Raw genomic sequence first — 22,570 nt, forward strand, 5'->3', positions numbered from 1 at the left:
CCGACCAGCTCGACACGTTCGTGCAGGAGGGCGGAGGCGACGGCGTCGTCCTCGGCTCGCACCTGGTGCCGTCGGGGCTCGACGAGTTCGTCGACCAGGTGGTCCCGCTGCTGCAGGAGCGCGGATCGCTGCGCGCCGACTACGAGGGCACGACCCTGCGGGACAACCTCGGTCTGCCGGTGCCCGAACGCGCGGGGCAGCTGCTCTCGGCGGGGACGGAGAGCGCGCGATGAGCATCCCCGCGACGATCGATGCCGCGGCCTTCACCCGGGAGTGGGAGGACTGGCATGCCGCGCATGAGCGCCGGCGCGCCGATCCGCACGGCTTCCTCGCCGTGACCGGGCTGTTCTGGCTGTCGGAGGAGCCGACCGCGGTGCCGGGTCTTCCCGGGCTGTGGAGCACCGGCGCCGAGGGTCCCACGGTCGAGCTCGCGCACGACGAGGAACTGATCGTCGAGGGCGCGACCGTGGGAGGCACGCACCGCTTCGGCCCGATCGCCGAGCGGGACGGCGTCACGGTCGGCTTCTCCGGAGGCGTCGTGGAGGTCGCCACGCGCGGCGGCCGCGGCATCCTCCGTCCCCGGCGGTCGGACTTCGCATTCCTGCGCGCGTACGCGGGGACCCCCGTCTATCCGGCCGACCCCGGCTGGCGCGTTCCCGCACGGTTCGTGCGCTTCATCGCGCCGCGATCGATCGAGGTGGGAGCCGCGGTCGACGGTCTGAGCCACGTGTACGACTCCCCCGGCTATGCGGAGTTCGCGATCGACGGGGAGGTCTTCCGCCTGCTCGCCTTCCCCGGGCATCGACCGGGCGAGCTGTTCATCCTCTTCACGGATGCGACGAGCGGCGTGACCACCTATGCGGCGAACCGCACGGTGACGATCGAGGTGGCGGACGACTCCGACGACACGGTGATCGACTTCAACCGGGCCGTGAACCTCCCGTGCGCCTACACGGACTTCGCGACCTGCCCGCTGCCGCCGGCGGAGAACCGTCTGCGCATCGCGGTCGAGGCCGGCGAGAAGACGCCGAGCGACCGGGTGGAGGGTGTCTTCTCCGCCACGGGGATCGTGCCGTCCGGTCGACTCTGACGGAGAACAGAGAGGAGGACGTGCCCCGCGGGACACGTCCTCCTTCCGCGTCTTTCCCCTGTCAGCTGCGCGGACCGAGGTCCAGACCGAAAGCCAGCAGGTCGAGGAAGAGCCCCGGCTCCACCTCGATGCGGTGCTCGCGCTCGAGGAGGCGACGGAAGCCGAGCTTCGCGTAGAGCGCGTGCGCGCCGAGCATCTCGGGACCGCTGTTCATCACGACGCGATGGGCGCCGCGCTCGACGGCCAGCGCGATCACGTGCCTCGTCAGCGCCTCGCCGATGCCGCGGCCGCGCGCCGACGGAGACACGGCGAGCTGCCGGAAGTCGAGCTCTCCCTCCTCCGCCAGCTCGGAGAGCTGCTCCCCGGGGCGCGGCACCCACACGCTGCCGACGATGACGCCGCCTGCGTCCTCCGCGACCCACACGTCGCCGAGGGCGACACGGGCGTCGACGTCACGCAGGGACTCGACGTACGCGGGTGAGAGACCGGTGTAGCTGGAGAGGTACGCCTCTTCGGTGAGGCGCCCGACGAGAGCGTGCTCGGCCGGCGCGATGAGACGGATGACGAGGGCGGGCGCCCGCGTGCCGGGTGCGGATGCCGTCACGCCCGCACCGCCGTGGCGAGGGCGCGCTCGGCGGGAGAGCCGAGCCCCCACGCTGCGGCGAGGAGCTCGTAGGAGCGCGCACGGTCCGCGGGGTCGTGGGTGATCGTGGTGACCAGCAGCTCGTCGGCGCGGGTGACCCGCTGCAGGGTCTCCAGCCGCTCGGAGACGTGATCGGGATCGCCGACGAACCGGGTGTCGAGGCGGTCCCCGACGGCATCCAGGAGGTCGGGTTCGAACGGCTCGACGAGAGCGTCTTCGGGGCGCGGATAGGCGATGGCGCCCTGACCGGCGCGGATGCTGTGCACCCATTCAGCGTAGCCGCGGCCCACGCGCTCGGCGTCGGCGGCGGTGTCGGCGACCAGCACATCGGCCGACACGATCACGTGCGGCGCATCCAGCACGCCGGGGCGGAACGCGCGACGGTACGCGTCGACCGCGTCGAGCACGAAGCTGCCGGCGACGTGGTAGTTCGCGCCGAACGGCAGTCCGAGTCGGCCCGCGAGCTCGGCGCTGGGTCCTGCCGTGCTGCCGTGCAGCCAGACCTCGATCGGCTGCCCTTCGGCGGGCGTCGCATGGATCGGTACTCCCTCGGGTGCGACGTAGGAGCCCTCGATCAGGGCGAGGATGTCGAGCACGTCCTGCTCGAAGCGGTCGGCGTCGCCCGCGGTCCGTCTCAGCAGCCGTGCCTGCGCGGCGAACCGCACGGCGTCGAAGGCGAACGGCCGCGCGGCGGGGAGGAGCAGTCCGTCGACGACCCTGGCCTGCGGCGGCGCCGGCTCCGACGCACGGCCGGTCGGCTGCGTCGTCGAGCCGGAGCGGCCGATGCCGAGGTCGAAGCGTCCTGGATGCAGGGCCGCGACGACGCCGGCGGCCTCGACCACCTGGAGCGCCGAGTAGTTGCCGATGATCGTCGCGGAGGTGCCGATGCGGATGCGCTCGGTGGCTGCGGCGACCGCGGCGAGCAGCACGTGCGGCGCGGCGCCGGCCACACCGGGGTTCAGGTGGTGCTCGGCGAGCCAGTACCGGCGGTAGCCGAGGCGCTCCGCCGTCCTCGCGAGCGCGATCGTGTCGCGCAGCCCCTGCGCCGGAGTCGACCCGGCGCCGAAGGGCGAGAGGTCGAGGATGCTGAGTGGTGCGCGGTCGGTCATGGTCTTCGTCCTTCTCGGTGCGGAGGTGCGGCGGAGGCATGCGGGCCGGCGCTCTCGCGCACGGCCCGCACCTCTGGGTCAGGACTTCGGAAGCCCCTGCGGGTTGATCTCGGACGCGTCGATGCCCTCGGAATCGAGCCCCCAGGCCTTCAGGACCTCGGCGTACTTCCCGTTCGCGATGAGCTCGTTCAGCACGATGCCGACGGGTTCGATCAGGCCGTTGCCCTTCGCGGTCCCGGCGGCGATCGTCGCCGCGAGCGGCCAGCCGCCGGGGACGATCCCCACGAGCCTGGTGTCGCCGGTCTCCCGCGCCGCCCAGGCCGCCGTGGCGTTCGGGCCGAAGCTCGCGTCGACACGGCCGGACTGCAGCGCGAGCGTCGCAGCGGCGTTGTCGTCGTAGTACTGCAGCTCGGCCGGGGCCTTGCCGTCTGCCTCGAGCTCCTCGTTCCACTTGAGCAGCACCTGCTCCTGGTTGGTGCCGGAGCCGACGACGATCTTGAGGCCGGAGATGTCCGCCGCCTCCTCGATCTTGTCGATCGTGCTGTCCGCCTTCACGTAGAAGCCGAGCAGGTCCTGCCGGTAGCTCGCGAAGTCGAAGAGCTCCTTGCGCTCCTCGGTGACGGTCACGTTGGAGGTGATGAGGTCGTACTTCCCCGACTGCACGCCGAGGGGCCAGTCCGCCCAGGCGACGACGACGGGGTTGTACTCCAGCCCGAGCCCTTCGGCGATCAGGCTGCCGATGTTCGGCTCGGTGCCCGCAGGGAGGGTCTCCCCGTCGGGGACGTAGCTGAGCGGCGGCACGAAGGCGCCGACGGCGACGGTGAGCTTGCCCTTCTCGATCGGTTCGAAGCCGCTCTCCTTCAGCGCGGCGACGGCCTCGGGGACGACCTCGCCGGTGACCCATTCGATGTCGTCGGCCGACACGTTGGCCGAGGTCTCCTTCGGGGCGGGGGTCGCGTTGTCGGCGGCCGCCTCCGTCGGGCGGTTGAGGGTGACGGCGGTCACGACGCCGGCGATCGCGAGCACCGCCGCGGCGGCGACTCCGATCGCGACGCCCTGCTTCTTGCTGAGTGCCATTTCTGTGTTCTCCTTGGATGCTGCGGACGGGCCGCGTTCGGGTCGTGCAGGTCAGCCCAGCACCTTGGACAGGAAGTCCCTGGTGCGGGGGTTCTGGGGGTTGCTGAGCACGTCGGCCGGAGGCCCCTGCTCGACCACGACGCCGGCGTCGAGGAACACCACGCGGTCGGCCACCTCCCGGGCGAAGCCGATCTCGTGCGTGACGATGATCAACGTCGTGCCGAGCTGCGCGAGGTCGCGGATGACGTCGAGCACCTCCCCGACGAGCTCGGGATCCAGGGCGCTGGTCGGCTCGTCGAACAGGAGCACCTTCGGTTTCAGCGCGAGGGCGCGGGCGATCGCGACGCGCTGCTGCTGGCCGCCGGAGAGCTGCCGCGGGTAGGCGTCGGCCTTGTCGGCGAGACCCACGCGGTCGAGCAGGCCCAGCGCCAGCTCCCGCGCATCGTCCGTGCTCAGCCTCTTCAGCGCGATGGGCGCCTCGGTGACGTTCTCGAGCGCGGTGAGATGCGGGAACAGGTTGAAGTTCTGGAACACGATGCCCACCTGCGTGCGGCGCCGCAGGATCTCGCGCTCGCGCAGCTCCTGCAGCTTCTCTCCGCGCAGCTCGTAGCCGATCAGCTCGCCGTCGACCGTGACCGATCCGCGGTCGACGCTCTCGAGGTGGTTGATCGTGCGCAGCAGCGTGGACTTGCCGGAACCGCTGGGGCCGAGCAGTGCGACCACCTCCCCCGGCTGCACCGTCAGGTCGATGCCGGAGAGCACCTCGACGCCGCCGTAACTCTTGTGGACGTTGTGGATCTCGACGAGCCCCCTGGTCGCGGTCTCCGCGGCGACGGCGGTCATCGGACGCCCCCTCCGGATGCGGTGAGCGCGGACGCGACCGGCGCCTCGGGTGGGGCATCCCCCAGCCGCGTCCACTGTGCGCTCGCCCAGCGGCGCGCCCGCTGGAGCGGGGTGGGCGGCAGGGTGCGCACGGAGCCGCGGGCGAAGTGCCGTTCGATGTAGAACTGGGCGATGCTGAGGATCGTGGTGATGATCGTGTACCAGACCACGGCGACGAGCAGGAGCGGGATGACCCGGCTGTTGCGGTTGTAGATCACCTGCACGGCGTAGAAGAGCTCGGGGATCGCGATCACGAACACGACGGAGGCGCCCTTGACGAGGCCGATCACCTCGTTGGTCGCGTTGGGGATGATCGAGCGCATCGCCTGCGGGAGGATGATGCGGAAGAGCCGTCTGCTGGCCGGGATGCCGAGAGCGGCCGCGGCCTCCTGCTGCCCCTGGTCGACCGAGATGAGGCCGCCCCGGATGATCTCCGCCGAGTACGCGGCCTGATGCAGCCCGAGCCCGAGGATCGCCGCGGCGAACGCGCTGATGAGCTGCACGGTCGGGAACTCGACGATCCAGAAGTCGGTGGTGAACGGGGTGCCGAGCCCGAGGGTCGGGTAGAGGTAGCCCAGGTTGTACCAGACGATGATCTGCACGACGAGCGGCACCGAGCGGAAGAACCAGATGTACCCCCACGCCGCGGAGCTCAGCAGGGTCGACGTCGAGAGCCGGCCGAGGGCGATGATCGTGCCGAGCACGAAGCCGACGACCGCCGACACCGCGGTGATCGAGAGCGTGTAGCCGATGCCGATGAGCACGGGACCGGAGAAGAAGTACTCGGCGAACGAGTCCCACATGTAGCGGTCGTTCGTGAAGAGGCTCCAGACGAACTGGGCCAGGACGAAGATGATGATCGCGGCGATCGTCCATCGCCACCAGTGGCGCGGATGCACCACGGTGACGGCGCCGAGATCCACCTTCCCCCGCGCATCCTGGGGGCGGTCGATCTCGAGATCGACCGCGGTGCCGACGGGTGGGGCGGCTGTGTCAGTCATGGTGATCCTCGTGCTCCGAGCGGCACCGGGTGTGCCGCGTGAAGCCAAGGTAGGGGCATCGCAATCGCTGATCACAGCCGGGTTTCACACGTCGCAACCGGCAGACGCACGCCGTAACCGAGGGGCTCGTCGCGTAACCGGACGGCTCCGCCGGTAACACGGGAAGCGGCGGATCAGGCCCTGCGGAGGATCTGCTCCGTCACCCTCGTCGAGAAGTGCAGGGCGTCGACGGGGATCCGCTCGTCGGCCGCGTGGAACTCGCCGAACACGTCGAAGTCGGCGGGCACGCGCAGCGGCACGAAGCCGTAGCCGCGGATGCCGAGCTGAGCGAGGTGCTTGTTGTCGGTGCTCGCCGGGAGGAGGTACGGCACCACCAGCGCCCCCGGGTCCTCTGCGGCGATCGCCCCCTGCAGGACGTCGATCAGCGGCGCATCCAGCGGCGCCTCGATCGCGGGGACCGCATGGCCCCACGAGATGTCGACCCCCTCGCCGACCACGGCCGCCAGTTCGTCGCGCAGCGCGGCATCCGCTCCGGGCAGGACCCTGATGTCGAGGCGCGCTGATGCCTCCGCGGGGATCACGTTCGTCTTGCCGCCGGCGGCGAGCACGGTGGGCGACACCGTGTTGCGCGCCGATGCTCCGACGAGGGAGGACACGAACCCGAGCTCGGCGAGCTGCTCGTCGAGCTCGCTGTCGGCGCCGGATACGCGGAGGCCGCGGTGCTCCTCGAACACCTGGAGGAACCGGTCGAGGGCGGGCGTCCGGACGACCGGGAACCGGTGCGCGCCGACGGCGGCGACGGCGCGGGCGAGACGCACGACCGCGTTGTCGGCTGTCGGGCGGGAGCCGTGGGCCGCGTGGCCGCGCGCCGTGAGGGTCGCCCAGGTCACGCCCTTCTCGGCGGTGGCGACGAGATACGCGCGGCGATCGTCGGCGAGAGGCACGGAGAAGCCGCCCACCTCGCTGATCGCCTCGGTGGCGCCGGCGAACAGCTCCGGCCGGTGTCGGACGATCCAGCGCGCTCCCCACACGCCACCGGCCTCCTCGTCGGCGAAGAAGGCGAAGATGAGGTCGCGGCGGGGAACGACGCCGTCGCGACGGAACGCGCGGGCGATCGCGAGGATCGTGCCCGCGTAGTTCTTCATGTCCACCGCTCCGCGGCCGTACAGGACGCCGTCGTGGATCTCGGCCCCGAAGGGCGGGTGGGTCCAGTCGGCCTCCTCGACGGGCACGACGTCGAGGTGCGCGTGCACGACCAGCGCCCCCGCGTCGGGGTCGGAACCCTCGAGTCGCGCGACGACGCTGGCGCGTCCGGGCTGCGGCTCGACGAGGTCGACCCGATAGCCCACCTCTTCGAGCCTCTCCTTCACGAACAGCGCGGCTCGTGTCTCGCCGTCGCCGATCGTCGCGGCATCCCCCGTGTTGACGCTGTCGATGCGGATGAGCGCGCGGATGAATTCGAGCGCCTCGGTCTCGAGCGGGCTGGGTGCGGTCATCTGCGTATCTCCTCGGGGTCCACCCGGGCGCCCGCCCGGCGTCGCCTCACGCTACCCGCGGCGCACAGGGCGGATGCCGCACGCCGACGCAGTACGTCATCGAGCGTCTCACAGCGTCGCTCGGCGTGCGGGCGAGGTGGCGGACGGGCGACACTCGACGTATGGCATCTGTGAACGACGGAGGCATCGTGCGCGGCATCCTCCCCCGTCCGGAAGGCGCGTCGGCATGAGCGCGATCTCGCTGGACTGGTTCCTGCCGCTCACCGGAGACTCCCGCACCGACATCGGCCTCGGCAGCGCGACCGCCTACGACCCGGCCGGTCGGGTGGCGGCTCAGCGCGAGCCCACCGTGGACTACCTCGCGCAGATCGCGCGCGCCGCCGAGCAGCTGGACTACGAGGCGGTGCTCGTGCCCTCCGGCGGCGGCAACGAGGAGAGCTGGACGATCGCCTCGGCTCTCACCCAGCACACCCGCGCGCTCGACTACCTCATCGCGGTCCGGCCGGGACTCGTCTCCCCGACGCTGCAGGCGCAGACCGCCGCGACGTTCCAGAGCATCAGCGGCGGGCGGCTGCGGGTCAACATCGTCGTCGGCGGCGAGGATGCAGAGCAGCGCCGCTTCGGCGACACCATCGGCAAGGACGATCGATACCGCAGGGCAGCAGAGTACCTCGGCATCCTGCGCCGCCTCTGGGCCGGAGAGAACGTCACCCACGACGGCGAGTTCTTCCGGATCGAGGATGCGCAGCTCCGGACGGCCGTGCCGGCGCCGCCGATCTACCTCGGGGGCTCATCGGATGCCGCGATCGAGGTCGCCGCCGCGCACGCCGACGTGTTCCTCACGTGGGGCGAGCCCCCGGCGCAGGCGGCCGAGAAGATCCGTCGCGTGCAGACGAGGGCTGCGGTGCTCGGGCGCAGGCTCGACTACGGCGTCCGCCTGCACGTGATCGCCCGTCCGACCTCTGAGGAGGCGTGGTCGATCGCGGACTCGCTGATCGACGGCCTCGACCCGGAGGTCCTGGCGCGGCGGAGGGACACGCTCTCCCGCTCGCAGTCGGTCGGCCAGCAGCGTCAGAACGCGCTCAGCAGCGGCGGGCTCACCCGCAGCGACCTGGAGGTGCACCCGGGGCTCTGGGCCGGGGTGTCGCTGGTGCGCGGCGGGGCGGGCACGGCGCTCGTCGGCAGCTACGAGGAGGTCGCCGATCTCGTCGCCGAGTACCACGGTCACGGCTTCACGGAGTTCGTGCTGTCGGGCTACCCCCACCTCGAGGAGGCGTACTGGTTCGCCGAAGGGGTCCGACCGCTGCTCAGGGAGAAGGGCCTGCTCGACTGAGCCCTCAGTCCATCGGGAACAGGATGACCAGGTCGTCGCCCTCCGCGGGGTCGCCGCGGCCGTCGGTGTTGTTCGTCAGCAGCCAGATCGCCCCCGCCGTGACCATGACGTCGCGGAGCCGTCCGTACTCTCCGACGACGCTCTCGGCGCTCGTGGACAGGTCGTCGAGCGGCACGCTGCGCAGTCGTTCACCGCGCAGGTTCGCGATGAGGATGTCGCCGTTCGTCACCGCGATGCCGCTGGGGCTCGCCTCCGCCGGACGCCACTGCTGCACGGGGTCGGTGTAGTCCGCGTCATCGGCCGCGCCCTCGACCTCCGGCCAGCCGTAGTTCCCCCCTGCCTCGATGACGTTGAGCTCGTCCCAGGTGTCCTGCCCGAACTCGGTCGCGTACATCGTGCCGTCGGCATCCCACCCGATGCCCTGCGGGTTGCGATGGCCGTAGCTGTACACGGGCGACCCGGGGAACGGGTTGTCGTCGGGGATGCCTCCCTCGGGCGTGAGTCTGAGGATCTTGCCGGAGAGGGCGTCGAGGTCCTGCGCGCTGTCGCGGTCTCCCGCATCGCCCGTGGTGACGTAGAGCATCCCGTCCGTCCCGAAGGCGAGGCGCCCGCCGTTGTGGTTCGATGCGGAGGGGATGCCGTCGATCACCGTCGCCGGAGGGCCGAGCGAGAGGGCGCCGGGCTCGCCGAGGAGCGTCCGGCGTTCGACCCGGTTCCCGTCGTCGGCGGTGAGATAGGCGTACAGGTCCCCGTCGCGCACCGCGAGCCCGAGGAGCCCGCCCTCCCCGCCTGCGACGACGCCGCCGATCACTCCGACCTCGTGCCTGGCTCCGCTCTCGTCGAACTCCAGCACCCGGCCGCTGTCGCGCTCGCTGATCAGGAGCGCATCGCCGTGGAGGACCATCGACCAGGGCGCATCGAGGCCGTCGGCGAGCACGATCGGAGCCGGTGCGGATGCCACAGGCTGCCCGCTCGACGACGTGCACGCGGCGAGCGCGAAGACGGATGCCGTCGCGCAGCACGCGACCGTGCGACGCAGCACCGCCGTTCTCTGTCCGCTCGTCCCGACCATGCGTCCCATCCAACGCCCCGCGCCGCGCCGAGGGAAGCCCCGCCGCCCGCATCGTTACGCTGAGCACATGACCCGGTCGCGACGCATCACACCGAGCCAGGCGGTCTCCGCGCTGCGGAGGATCCCCGCCACCCTGACCATGGTGGGGCTGATCCTCCTCGTCGGCGTCGCATCCCGAGGGCTGTGGATGCCGTTCGAGGATGCCGATCTCTTCGAGACTGTCGCCTACGGGCTGCCGAACCTCTCCGACGGCAGGTGGTGGACGCCGGTCACCGGAACGTTCTTCATCGGCCAGCCGTGGGTCTATGCGATCACGATCGCCAGCTTCTGGGGCATGGGCTACCTCGAGTTCCGTCGCGGCTCGCGCGTGGCCCTCGCCTACTTCTGGGTCGGACAGCTCTTCGCCGTCCTCGCCACGGCCCTCACGCTGCTGCTCCTGTCGCAGGTCCCCTGGGCCTGGGCGCAGACGCAGGCCCAGTCGCTCGATGTCGGAGCGTCCGGTGGCACGATGGCCTGCATCGCCGCGGCCGTGGGCCTGTTCCGGGCGCCGTGGCGCGTGCGCGGCTGGCTCGTGCTCCTGGGCTTCGTCTTCGTCATGATGCTGTTCTGGGGTGCGGTCGACGATCTGGAGCACCTGCTCGCCGTGCTGCTGATCCTCGTCACGGACCGTTCGCTGCGGGTCCGCAGGACGACCGTGCGGGAGCAGCGCCTGATCGCCGTGATCGCCGTGATCGCGCTCACCGCGGCCGAGATCATCACGATCCTCCTCCCCACCGACGGGCCGTTCGGCCCGACCGAACCGGTGTCCGGCGGTGTCGTCGACGTGGCGATCGATGTCGCGGTCGTCCTCCTCATCGTGCGTGGGCTCCGCCGGGGTCGCCGCTGGAGCTGGGTGCTCGCGATCATCCTCGGTGCGCTCAACGTGCTGGGCGGGGTCCTCGTCCTGACGCTCATCATGCTCACCAGCGCCGCGGAGCTCGAGTCCGTCATCTACGGCGAGACCGAGCTGTCGCTCGCGAGCGCGTTCCTCTGGCTGCTCGTGCTGATCTACCTGATCGTGGTGCGGCGCGCGTTCCGGGCGAAGAGGTCGTCGAAGCTCGGCATCCAGCCCGCCCCGACCCTCGCCGACCTGCTGCGGACGCTGCGCGCCCACGGCGGCGGCACCCTCTCCTGGATGACGACGTGGGAGGGCAACAGCTACGCCGGGACGACCGGCGGCATCGTCGCCTATCAACGACGGGGCGGAGTGGCCCTGGCGCTCGCCGATCCGATCGGCCCCGCCGAGACGCGCGCCGCGGCGGTGGAGGAGTTCATCCACACCGCCGAGAACGCGGGGCTCGTGCCGTGCTTCTTCAGCGCCGACGACGCGACGCGCGCCGCCGTGCCCGACACCTGGCGCAGCCTGGTCGTCGCCGACGACACGATCGTCGACCTGCCCGGCCTGTCGTTCACCGGCAAGCGCTGGAACTCCGTGCGCACCTCCCTCAACAAGGCCGGCCGCGAGGAGATGACCTTCCGTCTCACGCACCTGAAGTCGGAGCCGTGGGGCGTGCAGCAGCAGCTCCGCGCGATCTCCGAGGCGTGGGTCGGCGACAAGGACCTCCCCGAGATGCGCTTCACCCTCGGCACCCTGGACGAGGCGGAGGCGCACGAGGTGCGGCTCGCGCTCGCCGTCGCGCCGAACGGAGACGTCGACGGCTTCCTCTCCTGGCTGCCGATCTACGGCGAGGGCGGCGTCGTGCGCGGGTGGACGCTCGATCTCATGCGGCGCAGGGAGGGCGGATTCGGCCCCGTCATGGAGTACCTGATCGGCTCGTCCGCGACGCAGTTCTCCGAGGAGGGCTGCGAGATCATGTCGCTCTCCGGGGCCCCGCTCGCCCACGACTACCCGCCGGACGCCGGCATGATCGCGGCGCTGAGCGACCGCCTCGCCGAGGCGCTCGAGCCGGTCTACGGCTTCGGGTCGCTGCACCGCTTCAAGCAGAAGTTCCACCCGCGCTACGAGACGATGTACCTGCTGTTCCGCGACGAGAGCGACCTCGCCGCGATCGGCGGGGCGCTGACGAGGGCGTTCCTGCCCGACGCGACGCTGCGGCAGTTCGCCGGAGCCGGTCTGGAGCTCGTGCGCGGGCCCCGCGACTGAACGCGCTCAGCCGTCGCGAGGCGGCCGACGCAGGTGCTTGGGGTGCGAGGGCCGGGCGGGCCGACCGAGGCCTCAGCCGTCGCGCGGAGGCTTGCGCAGCTGCTTCACGTCGGTGCGGCGCTGCTTCTCCTTCAGCCGGCGCTCCTTCGCGCCGCGACTCGGCTTCGTGGGTCGGCGCGGCGGGGCGGGCGGGCGCAGGGCCTCGGCGACGACCGACGCGAGACGCTCGCGCGCGGCATCCCGGTTGCGAAGCTGGGCGCGGTGCTCGGATGCCGCGATCGTCAGCACCCCTCCGACCAGCCGGCCGCTGAGCCGGTCGAGCACGCGTTCCCGCTGGACCGGCGACAGCGCAGCGGAAGCCGCGGCATCCCAAACCAGCTCCACGCGGGAGTCTGCGGTGTTGACGCCCTGGCCGCCGGGTCCCGACGACCGCGAGAACCGCCACGACAGCTCGGACTCGGGGATCGTGACGCCCGCGGTGACCCGCAGTCCGGGGCGATGGGGAGAGGGCATGCATCCATCATCTCGCGCCCTGTGTCCAGCTCGCGGTTCACAACTCCTCACGAACGGGGTGATCCGGCCGAGCTTCGGCCGGATCACCCCGTCTGACGCCGATTCTTGAGGAGTTGTGAACCGATCGCCCCGGCCCGCGGGGCTCCCGCGGCGAGATCAGACCGCGGCGTCGACGGCCGCATCCGCGGCGGCCGGAGCGGCGACGGGACCCCGGCCGCGGCGGCGCCCTTCGGGGCCGCCTTCGCGGTGTTCGCGATGTGGGCGCGCCCGAGGACGATCGCGGCGACGATCATGAGCACGACGCCCAGCCAGTACGGGGCCGCGTGGCTGACACCGGCGTAGAGGGCGGCGGCGATGAGGGGCGCGACCGTGCTCATCGCGGCGTTCAGCGACTGCGTCGCCCCGCCCAGCCAGCCCTGCTCGTCGTCACCCACGGCGTTCGACATCGCGCCGTCCATCGCGGCCTGCGATGCGCCCTGACCTGCGGCGAGGAGGAGCGCTCCGACGATGAACACCCACGGCTGCGCGAGCACGGAGGCCACGATCGCGAGGGCGGCGAGACCGACAGCCTGCGCCACGATGCCGCTGACGATCACCCCGCGCTCTCCCATGCGCGGCAGCAGGATGCCGAGCACCACGCCCTGGATGAGGATGTCGATGATGCCGACCGCGGCCGTCAGCAGACCGATCTGGGTGGGCCCCCACTGGATCGAGTCCAGCGCGAGAACGCTGAAGTTGTTGACGAAGAACCCGAACGGAAGGGCGAGGATGCCGAAGCCGATCATGAGTCCGCGGAGCTCCTTGCGGCCGAACGCGTCCGTGAACACCGCGAACGGCTGGACGTCCTTGGCGGAGATCGCGGAGATCCGGTTCTCCGGCCTGAGGCTCTCGGGGAGCAGGAAGATGCTGAGGATCGCGATGGTGAGGGCGACCGCCGCGGTGAGGAAGACGGGGAGGCGCAGGTCGATCGCGGCGAGGAGGCCGCCGATGGCCGGCCCGATCATCATGCCGATGCCGGAGAGGGCGCCCAGCAGGCCGAAGCGCTGGGCGCGCTTCTCGGGCGGCGTGATGTCGGCGAGGTAGGCGAAGAGCGCGGGCATGTCGCCGGCGGTCAGCCCCTGGATGACACGGGCGAGCACGAGCACCCAGATCGCTCCGCCGATGCCGAACAGGGTCATCGAGAAGGCGGCGCCGAACGCGGCCGCGATGATCACGGGGCGTCGGCCGAAGCGGTCGGAGAGGCGCCCGAGGAAGGGGGCGACGAGGAAGGCGCAGAGTCCGTTGATCGCCTCGAGGACGCCGACCCAGATCGCAAGGTCCTTCTCATTCGAGACGTACTCCAGCACCACGAAGGGCAGGACGGGGAGGACGACGGTCATCCCGATGACGGTCAGCATCGTCAGGACGACGAGCATGACCCAGGCGCGGTTGCCGACGCGACCGGTCGAATTGAGTGAAGTCATACCGAAAGTGTATCGATACCAGTTTCAGTGTCAAGCCACTTATGAATCCGGTCCGCGATAGAGTGGTCGGCATGACGAGCACCGAGCCGATGGGTCGACGCGAGCGGAAGAAGGCGGCGACCCGCAAGAACATCTCCGACGTCGCGACGAAGATGTTCCTCGATCGCGGCTTCGACAACGTCAGCATCCGCGAGATCGCCGACGCCGCCGATGTCTCCCCCACCACCGTCTTCGCGCACTTCCCGCAGAAGGAGGCGCTGGTCTTCGACGAAGACGACGAGCAGCGCGACCGGCTCGTCAGCGCCGTGCGCGGACGCGCAGACGGCATCTCGATCAACCGGGCGCTCCATGACTTCTACTCCACCGACGTCCGCACCAACGTCGATGAGCACGGCGACGACGTCACCCGGATCTTCATGGCGTTCCTGAACGAGACGCCGGTGCTTCGCGAGTACGCGGCTCGGATGTGGCTCCGCCACGAGGACGCCCTGTCGGACGCGATCGCCGACGAGCTCGGACTCGACGCGCCGACCGCCGAGATCAGGGTCTACTCCCGCTTCGTCCTGCAGATGCTGCTGCTCGTCAACGACGCCGACGATCAGCTCGGCACGCTCGACGCCGGGTTCGCGATCCTGGAGAGCGGATGGTCGCCGGTCGAGGCGCGGTTGGCGAGCGCGCGCACCGACGCACGATGAACTCCTATCGGCGGGACGACTGGGAGGCGAGCCCTGAGCTTCCGTCGACCGTCGTCGCGCCGTACCTGATGGGGACGGGGGTCGTCACCGGAGAGGACACCGGAACCCGCCCGCTCTCCCCTCCGCACTCCCACGCCGACGCGATGCTCGCGTGGTGCTACCGCGGCACCGTGTGGGTGCACCTGCAGGACGCGATGTGGCGCCTCGCCCCTGGTCAGGGCGTGTGGATCCCCGCGCGGACGCCGCACACGGCGCACCACGAGCGGGACTCCGTCGGGTGCTACACGTACCTGCCCGCGACATCCGCGATCGCGCCGATCGACGACGTCACCCGGGTGCTCGTGCCGCGCGCCGTCCAGGAGATGCTGCTGCACCTCGGCATCAACGACATGCCCACCGATCTGCGCGTGCGCATCCAGGGCACGCTCATCGAGATGCTGCAGCAGCCGGCGCCTGAGGCGCTCGACGGCTGGGGCGAGGTCCCGCTGCCCGCCGACGAGCGCGTGCGCGCCCTGGTGCAGGCGGTGCTGGACGATCCGGGCGACCCGCGCAGCGCGGGTGAGCTGTTCCTCGCGCACGGCCTGCACGAGCGCACGGTCCTGCGCATCTTCCAGAACGACGTCGGCATGACGTTCGGCCGGTGGCGCACCGGCGTGCGGATGACCCTCGGCGCCCGCCTGATCGTCGACGGCACCCCCATCGGAGCCGCGGCCCACCGGTGCGGCTACGCCACGACGAGCGCGTTCTCCGCGAGCTTCAAGGAGCGGTTCGGACTCACCCCGCGTCAGCACGTCGCTCGCGTGCAGGCCGACTCGGCGCACCACCTCTACTGGCGCTGACCCTCGCGCCCATCCGACGCGTTCTGTCCGTATAGCGACACAAGTCGTCCATCGATCGACACTGGCCGTGTTCTCGGCGTTCTAGCATCGTTCTGTTAGGGCATGCTTACCTAACTTCTTGCCGCGTCGACGCGGCGCTCCCCTCCCCATCTCTCTGAAGGAGAACCATGTCGCACGCTCTCGCGCGCCCGAAGATCCGGCGAGGCTCCGCGCTCGTCGCCGCGGCCATCGCCGCCGCCCTCACCCTGGCCGGGTGCTCGACCACCGGAGAAGGCGCGGAGTCCGCCTCGTCGTCGACGTCCACCGACGGCGTGGTCATCGAGCACGGACACGGCAAGACCGTGATCCCCGAGAAGCCCCAGCGTGTGGTCGCCCTCGGCTGGATGACGCCCGACATCGTCGCCGCACTCGGCACCAACCCGGTCGGCATCGAAGAGGTGTGGGGCGCCGGCGAGAGCGGCTACCAGCCCTGGTTCGAGGAGTTCGTCACCGAGGAGTACGGCGAGACCCCCGAGATCATCCCGTTCACCGAGGACGGCCCCAACTACGAGGCGATCAAGGCTCTCAAGCCCGACCTGATCCTCAGCCTGTACTCGGGCGTGACCGACATGGAGTACGAGCGGCTGAGCGAGATCGCGCCCACCGTGCCCTACATCGAAGGCCCCTGGAACCCCGGCACCTGGGAGGGCATGACCCGCACCGTCGGCAAGGCGCTGTCGGAGGACGCCAAGGCCGAGGAGCTGATCGCCGAGACCGAGGAGCAGATCAGCACGCTCGCCGGCGAGCACCCCGAGTTCGAAGACAAGACCTTCGTCTGGGGCCTGACGCTGAACGAGGGCGGCACCGACCTCGGCGTCTACCTGGAGTACGACCCCCGCGTGCGCATCACCGAGGCGCTCGGCTTCACCTCCACCTCGGCCATGGACAGCTTCCTCGCCAGCGCCGAGGGCGACAACTGGTACACCGGCGTCAGCCTGGAGAAGCTCTACGACGTGCAGGCCGACCTGTTCGCCGCGTGGGGCGGCAGCGCGGCCGAGGGCGAGTACACGGTCGAGAACAAGGTCGTCTCGCGCTGGAACCCCATCGCGAACGGCTCCTACGTGATCTACGCGGATGCCGCGGAGGCCTCCGCGATCAGCGCTCCGACCGTGCTGTCGCTGAAGTACATCCTCCCGAAGTACGTCGACGACCTCGCAGCCGCGCTGCAGGGTGAGCCGACCATCGCAGGAGAGTGACGCGCGAGATGTCCCTGGCGACGGAAGACGGCACGGACGTCTCGAACTCAGGTGCGGGGGGTCGTGCAGACGGCTCCCCGCACCGCACCGCGACGCTCGTGCTGGGGCTGATCGTCTCGGCGGTGGTGCTGGTGATCGCCGCCATCGCGTCGCTCGCGGTCGGCAACCGAGCGATCGACCCCCTCACCGTTCTGCACGCCCTGTTCGCCTACGACGACGCCGACGCGCTGCACCTCATGGTGATGGAGCTGCGGGTCCCCCGCACGCTGCTGGGCATCGTCGTCGGCGCCGCCCTGGCCGTGTGCGGCGGACTCATCCAGGCCTTCACCCGCAACCCCCTGGCCGACCCCGGCATCCTGGGCGTGAACGCGGGCGCGTCCTTCGCCGTCACCTTCGCGGTCGGCGTGCTGGGACTGACCGCCCCCGGCGCCTATGTGCCCTTCGCGCTGGCCGGCGCCTTCGTGCTCACCGTCCTCGTGTACGCACTGGGCTCTTTCGGGGCCTCCGGCGCGACGCCCATGAAGCTGACGCTCGCCGGGGTCGCGCTCGGCGCGGCGTTCACGGGCCTCACGACCGCGATCGTGCTGCGCGATCTGGGCACTCTCCAGGTCATGCGCTTCTGGGGTGTCGGCTCGATCGGCGGACGCACCGTCGACCAGCTCGCCTGGGCGGCGCCCCTCATCGTCGCGGGTCTCCTGATCGGGCTGCTCTGCGCCCGTTCCCTGAACGCCCTGGCGCTCGGCGATGACCTGGCATTGGCGCTCGGCGCCCGCGCGCAGGTCACCCGTGTGCTGGTGATCATCGCCGTCACCCTGCTCGCCGGAACGAGCGTCGCCGCCGCCGGCCCCATCGCCTTCGTCGGGCTGATGATCCCCCACATCGTCCGCTGGTTCACGGGTCCCGATCAGCGCTGGGTGCTGACCTACTCGATGATCATCGGTCCGTCCTTCCTGCTGTTCGCCGACATCCTCGGCCGCATCGTGCTCCCCAGCGGCGAGCTCCGCGTCGGGATCGTCACCGCGCTGCTGGGCGCCCCGCTCCTGATCGCGCTCGTGCGCCGCAAGCGGGTGAGCGGACTGTGAGCATCGACCAGCGACCCACCGCCGCCGCGCAGGACAGCACGGAGTTCGCCCCCGTCGACCACGGACGTCGGCAGGTCCGGATCGAGACCGCGCGCATCGCGACGCTCATCCCGGTGCGCTCGATCGTGGTCTGCGCGGTGCTGGCCGTCGTGATCATCGCCGCGGGCCTCGCATCCATGACGATCGGCGCCTACGAGGTGGACTTCGGCTCGGTCGTCCGCGCCATCGTCGACCCGTCCTCCGACCCCGACATCCGTCAGGTCGTCTTCGAGTGGCGGCTGCCGCGCGTGCTGTTCGCCGTGCTCTGCGGCGCGGCTCTCGCCCTCGCCGGCGGCATCTTCCAGTCACTCACCCGCAACCCGCTCGGCTCCCCCGACATCATCGGCTTCGGCATCGGCGCGCAGTTCGGCGTGACGCTCATGATGGTGGTGCTGGAGCTCAACACCTACATGTTCAAGGCGGTCGGCGCGCTCGTCGGCGGCCTGATCACCGCGCTGCTCGTGTATGTGCTGGCGAACAAGAACACCCTGTCGTCGTTCCGCCTGATCATCGTCGGCATCGGCGTCTCTGCCGGGCTCGGATCGCTCACCTCCTGGATCCTGATCTCGGTCAGCGTCGAGAAGGCCATGATGGCCGCGACCTGGGGTGCCGGCTCGCTCGCCTCGCTCGGGTTCGACCAGCTGATCCCCGCCGCGATCGTGTTCGCGATCGTCACCCTGCTGTCGCTGCCGCTGAACCGCACGCTGCCCGTGCTCGAGATGGGCGACGACGCGGCCACCGCGCTGGGCATCAGCCCTGGTCGCACCCGGCTCGCGGCGATGGTGTGCGGCGTCGCCCTCGTCGCGCTGGTCACCGCGGCCGCGGGTCCCATCTCGTTCATCGCGCTCGCGGCTCCGCAGATCTCGCAGCGCCTCACCCGCTCGAACACCCCGATGGGCGCCGCGCCCGTGATGCTCACCGGCGCCGCCCTCGTCGTGGTCTCCGACGCGGTCGCCCAGCTCGTCGCCGTCCCCGTCGGCGTCGTGACGGTCTCGATCGGCGGACTCTATCTCGCCTGGCTGCTGGCCGCCCAGTACGCGCGCCGCACCTGAAAGGAACACCCATGACCGCTTCGCTGCTGGCCCGCGACATCACGCTGGGCTACGGGGAGACCCCGATCATCTCCACGCTGTCGCTGGAGGTGCCGGACGACTCGTTCACGATCATCATCGGCCCGAACGCGTGCGGCAAGTCGACCCTGCTCCGCGGGTTCGCCCGGCTGCTGCGTCCGACCACCGGCGCCGTGCTGCTCGACGGCGCCGAGCTGCGCTCCCTCAAGCCGAAGGAGGCGGCGCGCAAGCTGGGGCTCCTGCCACAGTCATCCATCGCCCCCGACGGGATCACCGTGGCCGACCTCGTCGGACGAGGACGATTCCCGCACCAGAGCGCCCTGCGCACCTGGAGCAGCGCCGACGAGCGCGCCGTCTCCGAGGCGATGGCGGCCACCGGGGTGACCGATCTGTCCCGCCGACTGGTCGACGAGCTCTCGGGCGGCCAGCGGCAGCGCGTGTGGGTGGCGATGGCTCTCGCCCAGCAGACGAAGCACCTGCTGCTCGACGAGCCGACGACCTTCCTCGACATCGCGCACCAGATCGATCTGATGGAGCTGTTCGCGGATCTGCACCGCAACGGCACCACCCTGGTGGCCGTGCTGCACGACCTCAACCACGCCGCGCGCTACGCGACCCACCTCGTGGCGATGCGCGACGGGGCCATCGTGGCGCAGGGCGACCCGCGCGAGATCATCACCGCCGAGCTCGTGCAGGCCGTGTACGACCTGCCCTGCCGGGTCATCACCGACCCGGTCTCGGGCAGCCCGCTGGTGCTCCCGCTCGGTCGGCGGACGCCGTGACGAACACTCCGCGGCGACTCTTCGGGATCGCGCTGAAGGCGGAGGGGCGCGGTATCGCCCTGTCCGCGGCGACGGCACTGCTCATCGTGCACGCGCTGGCGGAGGCCACGATCCCCGTCATCATCGGCGCGACCATCGACCGGGCAGTGCTCCCCGCCGACCCGGCGGCGCTCGCGCTGTGGATCGGCGTGCTGGTGGCGACGTTCCTGGTGCTGACCGCGAGCTACCAGTCGGCATCCCGCCTGATGGTCTCGATCTACGGCTACGGCGAGCAGGCGCTGCGCCACCTCACCCTGTCGCGGATGCTGCGCCCCCGCCTGTCCCGCCGTGCGGTGACGCCGGGCGAGGCCTTGACCTTCGTGACCTCCGACACGTATCGCGTGGCCGGTGTGGCCTGGTCGGTGGCGCAGCAGTGCTCCACGATCGCCGCGATCCTCGGCGCGGGGCTGGCGATGCTGGTGATCTCGCCGGTCGCGACCCTCGTCGTGTTCGGCTCCACGATCGCGATGATGTTCGTGATGCAGGTCGTGTCGCGTCCGCTCGAGCGCCGCGGCTTCGCCGAGCAGCACGCGGCCACCGAGGCCGGGGCCGTCGCCGCCGACTTCATGAGCGGTTTCCGCGTGCTCGTGGGCATCGGCGCCCGCGAGGAAGCCGTGCGGCGCTACGTCGCCGCGAGCGACGCCTCCCGTCGCGCCGCGACCGCCGCCGGTCGATCCCTCGCCTCGTACGAGGCCGTCAGCACCACGCTGGCCGCGGTCGCGACGACCGCGCTCGCGGGCATGTCGGCGTGGTTCGCGGCGGAGGGCCGCATCAGCATCGGCGAGCTGGTCACCGTGCTCGGCCTCGCCCAGTTCATCAGCGGCTACCTCGCCTACGCCGGGTCGTTCCCCTCGAACTGGATCCACAAGCTCGCCTCGGCCAAGCGACTCGCCGAGGTCATCGACGCCGACGACCTGCTCGGGGCCCCGATCGCGCGCGAGGGCCGTCGGGGTTCGGCGGATGACGTCGTGCTGGCCTTCCGCCCCGGCGACTCCCCTGACTCGCTCGTCGAGGTGAGGGAGGGCGAGCTGCTCGGCATCCGCCCCGCCGACAGCGACACCGCTCGCTCGCTCTCGCGTCTCCTCGGCCTGCGCACACCGCCCGAGCACGGGCGGGTGCAGCTCGCCATCGACGGCGAGCGGCGGGACCTGACGGAGTGGGATCCGATCGAGTACCGCCGCCGCGTCGTCGCTCCACCGCACGGGCAGACGATCGTGAGCGGCACCCTGCGCGAGGCCGTGCGCGGACACGGCATCGACGGCTCGCCGCACCCCGCGCTCGTCGACATGGCGGCGCTGCAGGACACCGTCGCTCAGGTCGGCGGCTGGGAGTCGCAGGTGGGCGAGGCCGGTCGACGGCTCTCGGGCGGACAGCGGCAGCGCATCGGGATCGCGCGGGCGCTGCACGCGGAGGCCGACGTGCTCGTGCTGGACGAGCCGACCTCGGCGGTGGATGCCGTCACCGAGGCGCACATCGCCCGGGCCCTCGCGGCGCACACCGACACCGTCATCGTGATCAGCACGTCCCCCGTACTGCTCGGCGCCTGCGACAGGATCATCGACATCCCCTCACACGGATCGGATGCGCCGCATGAGTGACGCCATCGACACCACCACTCCCCTGCTTCCGATCGCCTCCGGCGTCCGCGTGCGCGCCGCGGTCGGAGCGCTGCTACGACAGCATTCGGCCAGGGCAGCCGGCGTCGCCGTGCTGTTCCTCGCGGCATCCGCTCTGGGCATCGTGATGCCCGCGTGTCTCGGGCGCATCGTCGACGCCGTGTCATCCGACGCGGGCGTCGCGACCATCACCGGCTGGGTCGTCGGAGCCGGCGCCGGCGCGATCGGCGCCGCCGTCATGATGCTGTGGGCGGTGCGGGTGCTCACCGGACTGGTGCAGGACATGCTGGCCAGCCTTCGTGAAGACGTGTTCACCTCGGCCATGCGCCTGCCGGTGGGCGCGGTGGACGACGGCGAGAGCGCCGACCTGCTCTCGCGCGTCACCGGCGACGTGGACGCCGTGGCGGAGGCCGGTGGGAACGTCGCACCGACCCTGCTGTCGGCCGCCTTCGCGATCGCCGTCTCGGTGGCCGCTCTGACCGCGCTCGACCCCTGGCTCGCGCTCGCGGGCATCGCCTCCGCACCGTTCTACGTGCTCGGCACGCGGGCGTTCCTGCGCAGGTCGCGCGTCGTGTTCCGTGAGGTGCGCGTGCGCGAGGCCGCGCGCAGCCAGGCCGTGCTCGACGCGGTCGAGGGCATCGACACCCTCACCGCGTTCAACGAGCAGGAGCACGCTCTCGCCCGCGTGTCAGAGCGGGCCGAGGCGTCGATCCGGATGCAGATCGAGGGGGTGCGCGTGACGAATCGCCTGTTCCGGTGGATCAACGGCGGGGAGCTCGTCGGCCTGGCCGCGATCCTCGGCACCGGCTTCCTGCTGCACTCCGGCGGCGCGATCACCGTCGGCATGGTGACCACCGCCGCCCTGCTCTTCCACCGCCTGTTCGGCCCGGTCGGTCAGTTGATCTTCGGTCTCGACGACATCCAGCGCGCGGCGATCGGGCTCGCGCGCCTCGTGGGCGTCATCGACCTCACCCCTGCGGCCTCGGGTGCACGGGGCACGGCAGTGGATGCGGCGCCGACGGCATCCGCCGGCATCGAGGTGCGCGACGTGACGTTCCTCTACCCCACCACCGGTCGCGGTATCAGCGACGTGACCCTGCACGTCTCACCGGGCACGACCGCCGCGCTGGTCGGCACTTCAGGGTCGGGCAAGAGCACCCTCGCCCGGGTGATCGCCGGCCACCACCCGCCGACCTCGGGCAGCGTGCACCTGGCCTCGACCACGGATGAGCCGTACTACCTGTCGCAGGAGCTGCACCAGTTCCGCGGCACGATCGCCGACAACCTCTCGCTGGTCGCCCCGGAGGCGACTCCTGCTCAGATGGTCGCCGCCCTGCGGGCGGTCGGGGCG

The 22,570-nt window shown here is 71.1% G+C and carries 20 protein-coding genes and 1 pseudogene; 12 read left to right on the top strand and 9 right to left on the bottom strand.

The genetic code is table 11. The features are described 5' to 3' along the window. Both CQ047_RS17665 and CQ047_RS17670 read left to right on the top strand, forming a co-directional pair. Positions 1-233: pseudogene (locus CQ047_RS17665) on the top strand (F420-dependent methylene-tetrahydromethanopterin reductase); the annotation flags it as partial. Continuing rightward, complete coding sequence (locus tag CQ047_RS17670) at positions 230-1,090, top strand: DUF1684 domain-containing protein (protein WP_105677295.1); 861 nt, start codon at positions 230-232, stop codon at positions 1,088-1,090. The pseudogene CQ047_RS17665 and the gene CQ047_RS17670, both read left to right, overlap by 4 nt. A 61-nt stretch (positions 1,091-1,151) precedes the next feature. Here CQ047_RS17670 and CQ047_RS17675 read toward each other — a convergent pair whose 3' ends face one another. From CQ047_RS17675 to CQ047_RS17700, 6 genes are all read right to left on the bottom strand, one after another. After that, positions 1,152-1,694, bottom strand: a complete 543-nt coding sequence (locus CQ047_RS17675) for a GNAT family N-acetyltransferase (RefSeq protein WP_105677317.1) — start codon at positions 1,692-1,694, stop codon at positions 1,152-1,154. Continuing rightward, complete coding sequence (locus CQ047_RS17680; RefSeq protein ID WP_105677297.1) at positions 1,691-2,842, bottom strand: LLM class flavin-dependent oxidoreductase; 1,152 nt, start codon at positions 2,840-2,842, stop codon at positions 1,691-1,693. The genes CQ047_RS17675 and CQ047_RS17680 overlap by 4 nt, the downstream gene beginning before the upstream one ends. A gap of 78 nt (positions 2,843-2,920) precedes the next feature. Beyond that, positions 2,921-3,919: an ABC transporter substrate-binding protein gene (locus tag CQ047_RS17685; protein WP_105677298.1), complete on the bottom strand. Its 999-nt coding sequence runs from the start codon at positions 3,917-3,919 to the stop codon at positions 2,921-2,923. Between the two features lie 51 nt (positions 3,920-3,970). After that, on the bottom strand, positions 3,971-4,762 hold the full coding sequence (locus tag CQ047_RS17690; RefSeq protein ID WP_105677300.1) for an amino acid ABC transporter ATP-binding protein: 792 nt from the start codon (positions 4,760-4,762) through the stop codon (positions 3,971-3,973). Next, positions 4,759-5,802, bottom strand: coding sequence for an amino acid ABC transporter permease (locus CQ047_RS17695; RefSeq protein ID WP_105677301.1), 1,044 nt, complete (start codon positions 5,800-5,802; stop codon positions 4,759-4,761). The genes CQ047_RS17690 and CQ047_RS17695 overlap by 4 nt, the downstream gene beginning before the upstream one ends. A 173-nt stretch (positions 5,803-5,975) precedes the next feature. Then, positions 5,976-7,298 (bottom strand): M20/M25/M40 family metallo-hydrolase, encoded by a 1,323-nt coding sequence (locus tag CQ047_RS17700; protein WP_105677303.1) that lies wholly within the window; start codon positions 7,296-7,298, stop codon positions 5,976-5,978. Positions 7,299-7,524: 226 nt separating this feature from the next. On the opposite strand from CQ047_RS17700, the gene CQ047_RS17705 reads away from it, so the two are divergent. Next, positions 7,525-8,631 carry an LLM class flavin-dependent oxidoreductase gene (locus CQ047_RS17705; protein WP_105677304.1) on the top strand — a complete coding sequence of 369 codons (1,107 nt, stop codon included), beginning with the start codon at positions 7,525-7,527 and terminating at the stop codon, positions 8,629-8,631. 4 nt (positions 8,632-8,635) lie between these two features. Here the strand turns inward: CQ047_RS17705 and CQ047_RS17710 are convergent, their stop codons facing one another. After that, entirely contained in the window at positions 8,636-9,712 is a 1,077-nt protein-coding gene (locus CQ047_RS17710; RefSeq protein ID WP_105677306.1) for a sorbosone dehydrogenase family protein, read from the bottom strand. A gap of 58 nt (positions 9,713-9,770) precedes the next feature. Between CQ047_RS17710 and CQ047_RS17715 the strand changes: the two genes are divergently transcribed. After that, complete coding sequence (locus CQ047_RS17715; protein WP_105677307.1) at positions 9,771-11,846, top strand: bifunctional lysylphosphatidylglycerol flippase/synthetase MprF; 2,076 nt, start codon at positions 9,771-9,773, stop codon at positions 11,844-11,846. A gap of 72 nt (positions 11,847-11,918) precedes the next feature. On the opposite strand, the gene arfB is transcribed toward CQ047_RS17715, so the two are convergent. Beyond that, positions 11,919-12,359 (bottom strand): alternative ribosome rescue aminoacyl-tRNA hydrolase ArfB, encoded by a 441-nt coding sequence (arfB, locus tag CQ047_RS17720; RefSeq protein WP_105677308.1) that lies wholly within the window; start codon positions 12,357-12,359, stop codon positions 11,919-11,921. A gap of 83 nt (positions 12,360-12,442) precedes the next feature. Next, a complete protein-coding gene (locus CQ047_RS17725) occupies positions 12,443-13,822 on the bottom strand; it encodes an MFS transporter (protein ID WP_258132735.1) in 1,380 nt (459 codons plus the stop codon). 71 nt (positions 13,823-13,893) lie between these two features. On the opposite strand from CQ047_RS17725, the gene CQ047_RS17730 reads away from it, so the two are divergent. From CQ047_RS17730 to CQ047_RS17765, 8 genes are all read left to right on the top strand, one after another. After that, positions 13,894-14,517, top strand: a complete 624-nt coding sequence (locus CQ047_RS17730; RefSeq protein ID WP_105677310.1) for a TetR/AcrR family transcriptional regulator — start codon at positions 13,894-13,896, stop codon at positions 14,515-14,517. Further along, the gene (locus CQ047_RS17735; protein WP_105677320.1) at positions 14,514-15,356 is read left to right on the top strand and encodes an AraC family transcriptional regulator; all 843 of its coding nucleotides are present in this window, start codon (positions 14,514-14,516) and stop codon (positions 15,354-15,356) included. The genes CQ047_RS17730 and CQ047_RS17735 overlap by 4 nt, the downstream gene beginning before the upstream one ends. Before the next feature lie 167 nt (positions 15,357-15,523). Continuing rightward, positions 15,524-16,591, top strand: a complete 1,068-nt coding sequence (locus CQ047_RS17740) for an ABC transporter substrate-binding protein (protein WP_105677311.1) — start codon at positions 15,524-15,526, stop codon at positions 16,589-16,591. Between the two features lie 8 nt (positions 16,592-16,599). Next, entirely contained in the window at positions 16,600-17,673 is a 1,074-nt protein-coding gene (locus CQ047_RS17745) for an iron ABC transporter permease (RefSeq protein ID WP_105677321.1), read from the top strand. Further along, on the top strand, positions 17,670-18,764 hold the full coding sequence (locus CQ047_RS17750) for an iron chelate uptake ABC transporter family permease subunit (protein WP_105677312.1): 1,095 nt from the start codon (positions 17,670-17,672) through the stop codon (positions 18,762-18,764). The genes CQ047_RS17745 and CQ047_RS17750 overlap by 4 nt, the downstream gene beginning before the upstream one ends. Before the next feature lie 11 nt (positions 18,765-18,775). Next, the gene (locus CQ047_RS17755; protein ID WP_105677314.1) at positions 18,776-19,564 is read left to right on the top strand and encodes an ABC transporter ATP-binding protein; all 789 of its coding nucleotides are present in this window, start codon (positions 18,776-18,778) and stop codon (positions 19,562-19,564) included. Then, entirely contained in the window at positions 19,561-21,201 is a 1,641-nt protein-coding gene (locus tag CQ047_RS17760; protein ID WP_181155999.1) for an ABC transporter ATP-binding protein, read from the top strand. The genes CQ047_RS17755 and CQ047_RS17760 overlap by 4 nt, the downstream gene beginning before the upstream one ends. Continuing rightward, on the top strand, positions 21,194-22,570 hold a 1,377-nt coding region (locus tag CQ047_RS17765; RefSeq protein ID WP_105677316.1), incomplete at its 3' end, for an ABC transporter ATP-binding protein. The genes CQ047_RS17760 and CQ047_RS17765, both read left to right, overlap by 8 nt.

It is taken from the genome of Microbacterium sp. MYb72 (assembly GCF_002979415.1).
Lineage (GTDB): Bacteria > Actinomycetota > Actinomycetes > Actinomycetales > Microbacteriaceae > Microbacterium > Microbacterium natoriense.

Excerpts from the sequence above, each read along its gene's own strand:
- CQ047_RS17705 (WP_105677304.1), top strand. The coding sequence starts at position 7,525 with ATGAGCGCGATCTCGCTGGACTGGTTCCTGCCGCTCACCGGAGACTCC.
- CQ047_RS17725 (WP_258132735.1), bottom strand. The coding sequence starts at position 13,822 with ATGACTTCACTCAATTCGACCGGTCGCGTCGGCAACCGCGCCTGGGTC.
- CQ047_RS17730 (WP_105677310.1), top strand. The coding sequence starts at position 13,894 with ATGACGAGCACCGAGCCGATGGGTCGACGCGAGCGGAAGAAGGCGGCG.
- CQ047_RS17755 (WP_105677314.1), top strand. The coding sequence starts at position 18,776 with ATGACCGCTTCGCTGCTGGCCCGCGACATCACGCTGGGCTACGGGGAG.
- arfB (WP_105677308.1), bottom strand. The coding sequence starts at position 12,359 with ATGCCCTCTCCCCATCGCCCCGGACTGCGGGTCACCGCGGGCGTCACG.
- CQ047_RS17740 (WP_105677311.1), top strand. The coding sequence starts at position 15,524 with ATGTCGCACGCTCTCGCGCGCCCGAAGATCCGGCGAGGCTCCGCGCTC.
- CQ047_RS17685 (WP_105677298.1), bottom strand. The coding sequence starts at position 3,919 with ATGGCACTCAGCAAGAAGCAGGGCGTCGCGATCGGAGTCGCCGCCGCG.
- CQ047_RS17695 (WP_105677301.1), bottom strand. The coding sequence starts at position 5,802 with ATGACTGACACAGCCGCCCCACCCGTCGGCACCGCGGTCGATCTCGAG.
- CQ047_RS17690 (WP_105677300.1), bottom strand. The coding sequence starts at position 4,762 with ATGACCGCCGTCGCCGCGGAGACCGCGACCAGGGGGCTCGTCGAGATC.
- CQ047_RS17715 (WP_105677307.1), top strand. The coding sequence starts at position 9,771 with ATGACCCGGTCGCGACGCATCACACCGAGCCAGGCGGTCTCCGCGCTG.
- CQ047_RS17735 (WP_105677320.1), top strand. The coding sequence starts at position 14,514 with ATGAACTCCTATCGGCGGGACGACTGGGAGGCGAGCCCTGAGCTTCCG.
- CQ047_RS17700 (WP_105677303.1), bottom strand. The coding sequence starts at position 7,298 with ATGACCGCACCCAGCCCGCTCGAGACCGAGGCGCTCGAATTCATCCGC.
- CQ047_RS17680 (WP_105677297.1), bottom strand. The coding sequence starts at position 2,842 with ATGACCGACCGCGCACCACTCAGCATCCTCGACCTCTCGCCCTTCGGC.
- CQ047_RS17710 (WP_105677306.1), bottom strand. The coding sequence starts at position 9,712 with ATGGGACGCATGGTCGGGACGAGCGGACAGAGAACGGCGGTGCTGCGT.
- CQ047_RS17670 (WP_105677295.1), top strand. The coding sequence starts at position 230 with ATGAGCATCCCCGCGACGATCGATGCCGCGGCCTTCACCCGGGAGTGG.
- CQ047_RS17745 (WP_105677321.1), top strand. The coding sequence starts at position 16,600 with ATGTCCCTGGCGACGGAAGACGGCACGGACGTCTCGAACTCAGGTGCG.